The organism is Acinetobacter sp. AB03, assembly GCF_058107045.1.
This window is the reverse complement of record NZ_JBUEBA010000002.1, coordinates 532,507-543,801: the sequence shown is the minus strand read 5'-3', so window position 1 is coordinate 543,801 and position 11,295 is coordinate 532,507. Positions and strand designations below refer to the sequence as shown.

The following is an 11,295-nucleotide window of genomic DNA, read 5'->3' as shown; positions in this document are numbered from 1 at the left end:
CTTTAGCCTTCGTCACGAAGGCTTTTTTATGCACTTTACTAAATTTCAGGCATAAAAAAACCGCTCAACGCGGCATCTTTATCTTGACCATTTCAAGAAATGGTCGGAGCAGTAGGATTCGAACCTACGACCCCCTGGTCCCAAACCAGGTGCACTACCAGGCTGTGCTATGCTCCGATTTCAACTTTTTAAAGTTGGGGTGAATGACGGGATTCGAACCCGCGACAACTGGAATCACAATCCAGGGCTCTACCAACTGAGCTACATCCACCATAACGTGTCGGTTCTTAATACCAAGCTACCTAATGGCGCGCCTGACAGGATTCGAACCTGTGACCATCCGCTTAGAAGGCGGATGCTCTATCCAACTGAGCTACAGGCGCATGACCAATAATACGAGGTATTATGGATAACCTTGCCTTGAAGAATTGGTCGGAGCAGTAGGATTCGAACCTACGACCCCCTGGTCCCAAACCAGGTGCACTACCAGGCTGTGCTATGCTCCGATTCATCTCAGCTTTTGTATCGAACATCTCGTTCGGTACGGTGTGCATTCTAGGCGTGACGCTTGATAACGTCAACACCTATATTTAAAAAAAATAAAAAAATCACGTCAAATGTATATTAATCAAGCGTTTCAGGCATTTTTTATACAAATTTTAACGTTTTAGCGATGCACTAAAATCCAACATGCGATCTAAAGGTAATTTCGCACGCTCAGCAAGTGCAGGATCTACGAATATTTCCTGATCGCCACGCTGTAATACCTCTAAAATACCATCCAGCTCATTCATTGCCATCCACGGGCAGTGTGCACAAGAACGACAGGTTGCACCCTCTCCGGCTGTTGGTGCTTCAACCAAAATTTTGTTGGGCACCGCTTGTTGCATTTTGTAGAAAATACCCCGATCGGTTGCCACAATCAGTCGCTCATTGGGTAAGGCTTGTGCAGCTTTAATCAGCTGTGAAGTACTTCCAACAGCATCAGCAACATCCACCACTGACTCAGGCGACTCAGGATGTACCAGTACCGCAGCATCAGGATACAGCGCCTTCATTTGCGCGATGCCACGTGCACGGAATTCTTCATGCACAATACATGCACCATCCCAAAGCAACATGTCAGCGCCTGTTTTCTTTTGGATATAACGGCCTAAATGCTGATCAGGTGCCCAAATAATTTTTTCACCCAAACTGTCTAAATGCTCAATAATTTCGACTGCACAGCTTGAGGTCACCACCCAATCGGCACGGGCTTTAACGGCTGCTGAAGTGTTGGCATAGACCACTACTGTATGGTCTGGATGGGCATCACAAAACTGACTAAATTCTTCAACAGGGCAACCCAAATCTAAAGAACATGTAGCCTCTAAAGTGGGCATCAGAATGGTTTTATTCGGTGATAAAATTTTTGAGGTTTCCCCCATAAATTTAACGCCCGCCACCACCAAGGTCGATGCTGGATGATCACGACCAAAACGGGCCATTTCCAATGAATCAGAAACACAGCCACCACTTAACTCGGCCAATTCCTGCACTTCAGGATCGCAATAGTAGTGCGCTACCAATACTGCATCACGCTTTTTCAACTCGGCTAAAATTAAAGCAAATTTTTCTTGCTTCACTTCTTCACTGAGCTTGGAGTCTTTGGTTTCACCCAAACGGTCCAAATGCGCCTGTACAATTGATTTTGCGTCATTGGCAATTAAATTGGTCGCATTGTTCATCATTCATTCATCCCTTCATGCTTGTCGGCAAGCAAGTCCCGCACTTAATTTATTGGTCAAATGGCTTCTCGGCTTTTGACCAATCATTCAAAAGTTCTTATGCTAAAAAAGCCTCCAAAGGAGGCTTTTTTTAAACTCGTTAAGATTAAGAGCGATAATCCGCATTAATCTTCACATAGTCATAAGATAAGTCACAGGTATACACTGTGTCTTTCGCTGCCCCGCGTCCTAGATCTACACGAATGGTCATTTCAGCTTGTGACATTACACGAGCACCTTCCGCTTCCGTGTAATCGGCAGCCGCACCACCATCCTTACAGATTTGCACATCATCTAACCAAACTTGAATTTTTTCAACATCTAAATTCTTAACCCCAGCATAACCAATCGCAGCCAAGATACGTCCCCAGTTCGGATCTGACGCAAAAATCGCAGTTTTAACCAAAGGTGAATGTGCAATACTATAAGCAATATCACAGCATTCTTGCGTGTCATACCCACCTTCAACAGCAACCGTAATAAACTTAGTTGCACCTTCACCATCACGTACAATCAGTTGTGCAAGACGTTTCATCATACGCGTGAGTACATCTAGCACTACGGTATAGCGTGGATCTTGGGTTGAGCTAATTTCAACACCACCCGCTTGACCCGTAGCTGCAAAGATACAGGAGTCATTGGTTGAAGTATCACCATCAATGGTAATTCGGTTGAAAGAAACATTGACCGTTTCGCTCAACAGTTGCTGAACCAACTCGTGGCTGATAGGTGCATCGGTTGCTACATAGCCCAACATCGTTGCCATATTGGGACGAATCATGCCTGCACCCTTAGAAATACCCGTCATGGTATACGTGATGCCATCCAATTCGAATTGCTCAGATGCACCTTTTGGTGTGGTGTCTGTGGTCATAATCCCAGTAGCAGCAGCACCCCAAGCATCAGCACGCAAACTATTTAATGCAGGCTGTAAACCATTTAACAAACGCTCCAACGGCAATTGTTCACCAATCACCCCTGTTGAAAACGGTAACACTTCCGTTGCTTGCACACCGGCAAGCTCAGCCAATTTTGCACAAGTACGCTCAGCATTCAGCATGCCTGTCTTGCCTGTACCTGCATTGGCATTGCCAGTGTTAATAATGAGGTAGCGCGGATTCGCCACTTGTAAGTGCGCTTTAGACACATGCACGGGCGCTGCACAGAACGCATTTTGAGTGAAAACACCCGCAACATTCGTTCCTTCAGCAAATTCGAAAATGACAAGATCACGTCGGTTCTGATAGCGCACATAAGCTTCAGCCGTTCCGATTCTTACCCCTTTCACCACGTGCATTTGTGGCATTGATACGTCACCTACTGGCATTTTAAACGTCCAATTCATTTGTTAGAAAAAACACAGCTTATTAGAATTTTCAGAAAAAATCGAGCAGAAGACTTTGTTTGCTTTAACTTTTCAATGCACACTCATTTTTGACTTGACATCCTCCGCGACCTAAAGGCATAGGTATCTACACATCTTGATGTACCTAATGCAATTGTTGCGATTTCATTCAGTTCATCTATTGAATATTCTGAGAGCAGTTGAAGAGTGTTCAGTAAAATCGAAAGTCCTGCCAATATTGCAGGTGCACTTTCCAACTTACCTCTCTTCTGCTGTCGGCCTGAAAGACGGGCCAGAAATATACGAATTTTCTGATTTTGTTCATCTTCAGAACGCTGTATTCGCCAAATCAGTACACACGCCATACTGCTGATCAGGAGCCGTCTTAAAATCGCTGCAGGTGTGGTCTGAAGCCATGATTCAACGTCATGGCCTGCCTGCTTCAGAAGCTTGAAATAGCACTCAATTGTCCAGCGCCAGTAATACCAGGTGGTTAATTCTACCGCATCAATCTCTGAAGAAACATTGCTGATCAGCGACCATCTCGCGACTGTTTTACCTTGAGCATCTTTCACCACAGCAACAATTAATCTGGCTGTAACTGCCTTGCCTGGCTGGGGAGCAACCCGTTGGCCTAAATCATCTTTTCTCTTCGGTTTTGCTGCACGCGTTATCCGAATATCGGTTTCTCCAACATGCAGCATATGCCTGTTTCCTTTATAAGCAATCGGCTTAACTTGCTGAGTTACTACTTTTTCTGCGACTTCTGCAACTTTGTAGGTTTCCCCTTGATGCTCAATCCGATGGCTTTCTTTGGCCCGAATCAACCATTTGAAACCATGGCTGCTGATTTCCCTCAAGTGGGCAATCGAGTCTCCTTCACGGTCAATGATATGGACTTTTGTTTTCTCAATCGGATACTGTTCAATCGTTTTGATTTGTTTTGCGAGTGAGTCCAAATGGGACTTGCGCTCGCTGTATTGTTCACTGAATGTGGAATAACAGCCGGATGCATCTGTTAGCGTCTGAGCTAATGGCGCAATTGGGAGCCCTGATGACGCATCGACAAGTAAACTGCTTTGCAATTCATAGCCTGAATTCGCCTCTGTTCTTTGAAGACGCTGAACCTTATGACTGTGCTTCACATACTGCAGTTGAGACCAGTCATGAACGATTAATGCATACTGATGCGGTGATGTCTTGATCTGTTCGCATGCAAGAAGCTTAATCGGCTGGTTTAATTGACTAAAAGAGATTTTATTATTATTCAGGAATCGCCAAACAGCCTGTGTAGTTGAGAAACTCGACTTTTGGGTAGAGGCCAGGTCTTTGATTGCGGGAGCAAGTGAAGCAAGAGGATTCATATTGAGTTTTACAAGGCTGTTATAACGTTTGACAAGACGCTGATCCAGACCAGAGATGTTAAATTGAAGAGCATGCTCTTCAATTTAACGCAAAGCTCGGAAATTGTGTAGATACCTATGGGCTAAACCCCGAGGTTTTACGCTCCAATGGATAAAAAAACCAATCCGAAGATTGGTTTTATGCAGCAGCATTTGATTAATTTGAAGCAAGCTGTGCTGAGCTAGACAAAAGCGCTTGTTTAGCATTTTCTTGACTTACAGGAGAAAGCGCTGGGTTTGAAGCCACAATACGGTTCACCGTTGCTGCATTTACAGGAGCAATAGCAGCCGTTTGCAGAACCACTGGGCGTTGATTTGGATTGGCAAAGGTATAGCGAATACCTGTACGCAGACTTTGTACCGTAATATTACCATTGGCTTGTGCCGCAGGTGCTGTGGTTGCACCGCGTGCTTGTTGAACTTTAGCTGCGGTAGTGGTATCTGCAAATGCAAAAGTTGGAAGCGCTAAAGCTGCAATCATGATTGGTTTTAATACTTTTTTCATTGTCTTTCCACTTTAGAGGTTTAGATGATGAGCAACTAAATAGCATTTAATGCCTAACACTGCAAATGCTATTCACATTATGCAACGCTTTAACTGTAATCAGAATCGTATTTGGACTGATCTTAACGTCAATTTTTTAGTCATATCAATAAAAAGCAGAACCGAAGTTCTGCTTTTTCACTCGTTCACAGTTTAGATTTTACCGTGGCACTGTTTATATTTTAGACCTGAACCACATGGGCAAGGCGCGTTACGACTCGCAGGTGCCGCAAACTCTTCGACTGGCTCGTACTGTGCATCTACTTCTGCGAATTGGCTTTGATCATCGGTCAACAAACCATCAAAGTCGGCATGCGACAAGTTCAATTGCATCGCTTCAGCTTGAGCTTGCTTTTGAGCTTCCATTTCAGCCAGCTCTTCAGCCGTTGGTACATGTACGCGAGATAAGTCAGTTACAACATCCGATTTGATAATCGCCAACATATTTACAAATAAGTTATACGCTTCTTTTTTGTATTCTTGCTCAGGATTTTTCTGTGCATAACCACGTAAGTGAATGCCTTGACGTAAATAATCCATCGCTGCCAAGTGATCTTTCCAGTGACGATCCAGCGAGTTCAACATGAAGTGACGCTCCAGCATAACTGCTGTTTCATCGCCCATTTGCTCACGGCGGCTACGGTAGCGCTGTACCACTTCATCAGTAATACGTTCAACCAAAGATTCTTCATCTAAACGACGGTCATCTTCCAACCATTGATTGATTGGCAAATCAATCGCGAGGTCTTCACGTAACGCTTTTTCAAGCCCGTCAATATCCCATTGATCATGAATTGACTCAGGTGGAATATAGTTAGAAATCACGCCTTGCATCACATCACGTTGCATCTCTTCGATATAATCTTGCAATGTGCTTTCGGCCAAAACCTCATCACGTTGAGAGTAAATAATTTTACGCTGTTCGTTGTTGACGTCATCGTATTTCAATAAGTTCTTACGAATATCGAAGTTACGTGCTTCAACTTTACGCTGCGCATTTTCAATCGAACGTGACACCATTTTATGCTCAATGGCTTCGTCTTCTTGTAAGCCCATCGCACGCATCATGCCCACAACACGATCACCCGCAAAGATACGCATTAAGTCATCTTCAAGTGACAAGTAGAAACGTGACACACCTGGGTCACCCTGACGACCTGCACGACCACGAAGCTGGTTATCAATACGACGTGATTCATGACGCTCAGAACCAATGATGTGTAAGCCACCCGAACTCAATACCATTTCATGGTTTTGTTCCCATTCGGCTTTTAAGCGCGCTTCGTCTTCAGCAGTTGGGTTTTCAATTTTTGCCAGTAAAGCTTTCCAGTTACCACCGAGCAGAATGTCTGTACCACGACCTGCCATGTTGGTTGCAATGGTTACTGCTCGCGGTGCACCCGCTTGCGCAATAATATCCGCTTCACGTTCGTGTTGTTTTGCGTTCAACACTTCATGCTGAATGCCTGCATCACGCAATTTATCAGAAAGAATCTCAGACGCTTCAATCGTTGCAGTACCAATCAAAATTGGGGCTACACCAGACTCATGCACGCGTTGAATTTCTTGAATAATCGCGTTGTATTTACCATTACGATTTAAATAGATTAAATCGTTTTGGTCGAGACGAATCATTGGACGATGCGTCGGAATGATCACCACGTCTAGACCATAAATTTCTTTCATTTCCGCAGCTTCAGTATCGGCAGTACCGGTCATACCCGAAAGCTTTTTGTATAGACGGAAATAGTTTTGGAAGGTTGTGGTTGCAAGCGTTTGGTTTTCAGGCTGGATTTCTAAGCCTTCTTTTGCTTCAACCGCTTGGTGTAAACCTTCAGACCAGCGACGACCTGGCATGGTACGCCCTGTGTTTTCATCGACAATAATCACTTCACCATCATTGATGATGTAATGCACATTACGTTGATACAAGTAATGCGCACGAATGGCAGCAGTAACATGATGAACTAGGTTTAGGTTGGTCGATGAATAAAGGCTTTCACCTTCAGCCAACAAGCCCATTTCAATTAGTTCATTTTCAACCGTTTCAAAACCAATTTCTGTCATTTCAACAGAACGTTGTTTTTCATCGATCCAGAAATGACCGCCATCTGCGACTTTTTCTTCTTTCTGTGCATGCAGTTTGGGCGGAATACTGTTGATTGCGGCATACAACTGTGAAGAATCATCACTTTGGCCTGAAATAATCAAAGGCGTACGCGCTTCATCAATTAAGATCGAATCGACTTCATCGATGATGGCATAGATCAAACCACGTTGTTTTTTCTCAGCAAGCGAGAACACCATGTTGTCACGTAGATAGTCAAAGCCAAATTCGTTGTTGGTACCGTAGGTAATATCAGCACGATAGGCTTCAGCTTTCTCTGTTGGATCTTGCATGGAATAGATAATCCCGATGCTTAAACCCAAGAATTCAAAGAGCGGACGGTTTAACTCAGCATCACGCTGTGCCAAGTAGTCATTCACGGTAATGACGTGAACACCTTGAGCACTAATCGCGTTTAAATAACACGCCAAGGTACCCATCAGGGTTTTACCTTCACCTGTACGCATCTCTGCAATTTTACCTTCGTGTAAGGTAATACCACCGATCAACTGTACATCGTAATGACGCATGCCCATTACACGCTTAGCTGCTTCACGGCAAACGGCAAATGCTTCTGGGAGTAATTTATCGAGGCTTTCGCCCTTGTTATATCGTTGTTTAAATTCTTCAGTTTTTGCAGATAAGTCTGCATCGCCAAGAGCGGATATCGTCGGCTCGAGCGCATTAATCTTGTCTACGATTTTACGCATGCGTTTGAGTTCGCGCTCATTTTTGGTACCGAAGATTCCTCCGATCAGACTTGCCAACATGAATAGACTCTCTAAATCTTGCTTGTCAAATGAATATGTTTTCTTAGTCGTTATTATGGTGCTAGAAATTTGAAGTACAAGGGCTTTACACAAAACCATTTAAAAAATCTATTCATTGTTTCTAGCCCGTCGAATCTAAGGCAAACTAATGTAACAAATTTTAAACAGCCGACATAGAGATTTCATCCGAACTCATCAGGATTCAAGGTCTTTTTTAAAGTAGTGACTTTAATTGTTTGCAGTTATTCAAGGTTTTGCTTTCAAGTGCTTGATTTTGCCGCAGCAAGGCTTTCACCCCATTATTGGACTGACTTGGATTCATGCTCTGTAGGAAACCCAAGAGTTGTTCATCATTGACCCGCATTGCGGTAAGAATCGGAACAAGCTGTACGCAGGTAATATTATAGACATTACTCGCATTCGTATTCTGACCTTGAGCCAACTCACGCTCGAGAGCCTGAGACAGTGCCACTTTCCGCTGTGTAAGGCTTTTTTGAGACGCTAGATATTAATCTGTAATTTGTTGTGGCGTTTGACAAGCAGTACTGACTTGGGCTTGTTTCAATTGCCACCATTCTGCGCATGGGTTACTTCCAATCCCCATAACACTAAAGTCAGGGCTATCCCTATTTTTTTCATTGTTCTAATACTCAAGTTTTTTATACTTTGTGAAATTACTTTAAAAAACAACTATAAATCAATCATGCAAAGAATTATAGCCAATCATAAACCGATCCTATGCACGATCAATTCTATAGAGCGATACTCTTCAGAAGCAGAAATAATCTCGTCTAAACACCGTTACCAAATATGCAAATAAGCGATCTCTAGAGCAACAATGAGGTCATCTTTGGCATCCCCAAATACAGAACACCTATCCGACCAATTATGAATATTTTGTATAAACAAATAATAAAACACTATTTTTCATGCAAAAGAAATTGCGCCATAGTGATGTTCATTCCATAGACATAAAGATAATTTGAGGTTCAACATGAGTTTACGTTTAGGCGACATCGCACCCAACTTTCAACAGGCTTCGAGCGAAGGCGAAATCGATTTTTATCAATTTTTAGGTGATAGCTGGGGAGTACTATTTTCACATCCTGCTGACTACACGCCAGTATGTACCACCGAGCTTGGCTTTACCGCAAAACTCAAAGATGAATTTGAAAAACGTGGCGTAAAAGCCATTGCCCTCTCAGTCGATGATGTCGAGTCACATCAGGGCTGGATTAAAGACATCAATGCAACCCAAAACACCACGGTGAACTTCCCGATCATTGCCGACCAAGACCGTAAAGTGTCTGAGTTATATGGTTTTATCCATCCCAATGCCAGTGAAACATTAACGGTTCGCTCTTTAGTGATTATCGACCCAAACAAAAAAGTCCGTTTGATTATTACCTACCCTGCATCAACTGGTCGTAATTTCCATGAAATCTTACGCGTGATTGACTCACTGCAACTGACCGATCACCACAAAGTTGCAACTCCTGCGAACTGGCAACAAGGCGAAGATGTGGTGATTGTGCCATCACTCAAAGATGAAGCTGAAATCGCACAGCGCTTTCCGAAAGGTTATAAAGCAGTCACCCCGTATTTACGCCTGACTCCACAGCCTGAGCAAGGATAAAATATTCTGCTGTGGCAGCAGACAAGTGAAGCCCGAGGTTTTGACCGAGCAGCTCCATTGAAAACAAAAATTGGGTACCGAACTCCAAGCAATCTAAAAGAGGAAACTAACCCATAAAAATACGTTCAGAGTCACCTTGTATGATCGTTTCAAACTCCAATGACGAGCCGAGTTTGAACTTTTGAAAGCCTGTCAATCGACAGGCTTTTTTCCGCTTAAAGCAGATACACATGACTCTTTAACAAAATCAAACTGTTAAAACTCACATCTTCCGCTATAACAGTCAAAACAATACGATAAAAATGACTTTATGATCTATAACATTCACCATTTACATTGCGGCACCATGTGTCCAGTGTGTGCCCCACTCTTTGGTCAAAAAGGTTTTCAAGCTAAGGTTGTGTGCCATTGTCTTTTGGTTGAAACAGATCAAGGGCTGGTGCTGATTGATACGGGCTTAGGCATACAGGACTATCTACACACCAAACAGCGTTTGGGGCATTTGGTGGCTCGGATTGGAAAAATTGAACAAAACTTAGAATTAACAGCCATTGCACAAATCCAAAAACTTGGCTTTAGCCCAAAGGATGTCAAACACATTTTGGTTTCACATCTGGATTTTGACCATGCGGGGGGGATTTCCGACTTTCCCAATGCAACAGTACATATCCTGTCTAACGAATATAATGCGGCACAAAACCTGAAATCATTTAAAAATAAAGCCCGTTATAAAACACAACAATTTCAGCAACATCGCCATTGGCACTTTATTGAGCCGATTCATGGTGACGCATGGTTTAATTTGACTCAAGTGCAAGGGTTTGACTTATTTCATAATGAGATTCTTTTGATTCCACTGTTTGGGCATACTGAAGGTCACTGTGGCATTGCCATTAAAACCCAACAGGGTTGGACACTCTTCTGCGGGGATGCCTACTACTCCCACCTAGAGCTTAACCCTCAAAATAAACTTCGTAGCTTAAATACCTTGGAAGTATTTTTTGCCGAAGATAATGCACAGCGCTTAAGCAACCTGCATAAGATTCAAAAATTGTCACAGTCTGAACCAAGTATCGAAATCTTTTGTGCGCATGACCCTGTTGAACTTTCACACCATCAGAGCCTGATCCTATGACCAAATATCTTGTTATGCTTTCTCTGTGTATCAGTGTTTCTGGCTGTATGACTGCGCCTGCGCTGCCCGAGACCGAGCGTCCACAACACTGGGGACAGTCCATCCAACCTGCGCATAATTTCTATCAAATCAGTGAAACTGTTTTTCGTAGTGAGCAACCCGATCAAGATTTAGTTCCGAGTTTAAAAGCACAAGAAATTCATGTGATTATTAATTTACGCTCACACAATCAAGACCTGAAAAAACTGTCCAACCAAGGGTTTGAATTGGTGCATATCCCGATTCATACATGGGCGATTGACCGAGAAGATTTATTAAAGGTGATGCAGCAAATTCAACATGCGGAGCAAAACCAGCAAAAAGTTTTACTGCATTGCTACCATGGCTCAGACCGTACAGGTGCGAGTGTGGCTATGTACCGCATTATCTTTCAAAACTGGTCTACCGCTGATGCCTTGGCTGAGATGAAACATGGCGGTTATGGTTTTCATCCAATTTGGCAAAATATTGAGCCATTATTCAGCCCTGAAAATATAAAATGGATTCAACAGCAACTGTTAAATCCATCTTAGTGAAGGCAATTGGTTTT

General features: G+C 43.2%; 9 protein-coding genes and 4 tRNA genes. 3 read left to right on the top strand and 10 right to left on the bottom strand.

The genetic code is table 11. The features are described 5' to 3' along the window. Positions 1 to 100: 100 nt before the first annotated feature. From ACY3FQ_RS02950 to ACY3FQ_RS02905, 10 genes are all read right to left on the bottom strand, one after another. A tRNA-Pro gene (locus tag ACY3FQ_RS02950) sits at positions 101 to 177 on the bottom strand. A gap of 18 nt (positions 178 to 195) precedes the next feature. After that, positions 196 to 271: transfer RNA gene (locus tag ACY3FQ_RS02945), tRNA-His, on the bottom strand. Positions 272 to 306: 35 nt separating this feature from the next. Further along, a tRNA-Arg gene (locus ACY3FQ_RS02940) sits at positions 307 to 383 on the bottom strand. Positions 384 to 429: 46 nt separating this feature from the next. After that, positions 430 to 506, bottom strand: a tRNA-Pro gene (locus ACY3FQ_RS02935). A 153-nt stretch (positions 507 to 659) separates the two neighbouring features. Continuing rightward, positions 660 to 1,727 carry a quinolinate synthase NadA gene (nadA, locus tag ACY3FQ_RS02930; RefSeq protein ID WP_114837920.1) on the bottom strand — a complete coding sequence of 356 codons (1,068 nt, stop codon included), beginning with the start codon at positions 1,725 to 1,727 and terminating at the stop codon, positions 660 to 662. A gap of 145 nt (positions 1,728 to 1,872) precedes the next feature. Beyond that, positions 1,873 to 3,093, bottom strand: a complete 1,221-nt coding sequence (gene argJ, locus ACY3FQ_RS02925; protein WP_114837919.1) for a bifunctional glutamate N-acetyltransferase/amino-acid acetyltransferase ArgJ — start codon at positions 3,091 to 3,093, stop codon at positions 1,873 to 1,875. A 101-nt stretch (positions 3,094 to 3,194) separates the two neighbouring features. After that, positions 3,195 to 4,475 (bottom strand): transposase, encoded by a 1,281-nt coding sequence (locus ACY3FQ_RS02920; protein ID WP_489773612.1) that lies wholly within the window; start codon positions 4,473 to 4,475, stop codon positions 3,195 to 3,197. Positions 4,476 to 4,671: 196 nt separating this feature from the next. Beyond that, positions 4,672 to 5,019, bottom strand: a complete 348-nt coding sequence (locus ACY3FQ_RS02915) for a hypothetical protein (protein ID WP_489773611.1) — start codon at positions 5,017 to 5,019, stop codon at positions 4,672 to 4,674. A 192-nt stretch (positions 5,020 to 5,211) separates the two neighbouring features. Further along, positions 5,212 to 7,935, bottom strand: coding sequence for a preprotein translocase subunit SecA (secA, locus tag ACY3FQ_RS02910; RefSeq protein WP_114837870.1), 2,724 nt, complete (start codon positions 7,933 to 7,935; stop codon positions 5,212 to 5,214). 214 nt (positions 7,936 to 8,149) lie between these two features. Next, entirely contained in the window at positions 8,150 to 8,407 is a 258-nt protein-coding gene (locus ACY3FQ_RS02905; protein WP_428870041.1) for a hypothetical protein, read from the bottom strand. A gap of 522 nt (positions 8,408 to 8,929) precedes the next feature. On the opposite strand from ACY3FQ_RS02905, the gene ACY3FQ_RS02900 reads away from it, so the two are divergent. From ACY3FQ_RS02900 to ACY3FQ_RS02890, 3 genes are all read left to right on the top strand, one after another. Next, the gene (locus ACY3FQ_RS02900) at positions 8,930 to 9,571 is read left to right on the top strand and encodes a peroxiredoxin (RefSeq protein WP_178928712.1); all 642 of its coding nucleotides are present in this window, start codon (positions 8,930 to 8,932) and stop codon (positions 9,569 to 9,571) included. Positions 9,572 to 9,881: 310 nt separating this feature from the next. Further along, positions 9,882 to 10,706 (top strand): MBL fold metallo-hydrolase, encoded by an 825-nt coding sequence (locus tag ACY3FQ_RS02895; RefSeq protein WP_489773610.1) that lies wholly within the window; start codon positions 9,882 to 9,884, stop codon positions 10,704 to 10,706. Further along, positions 10,703 to 11,278, top strand: coding sequence for a dual specificity protein phosphatase family protein (locus tag ACY3FQ_RS02890; protein ID WP_489773609.1), 576 nt, complete (start codon positions 10,703 to 10,705; stop codon positions 11,276 to 11,278). Before ACY3FQ_RS02895 ends, ACY3FQ_RS02890 begins: the two co-directional genes overlap by 4 nt. Positions 11,279 to 11,295: the final 17 nt, after the last annotated feature.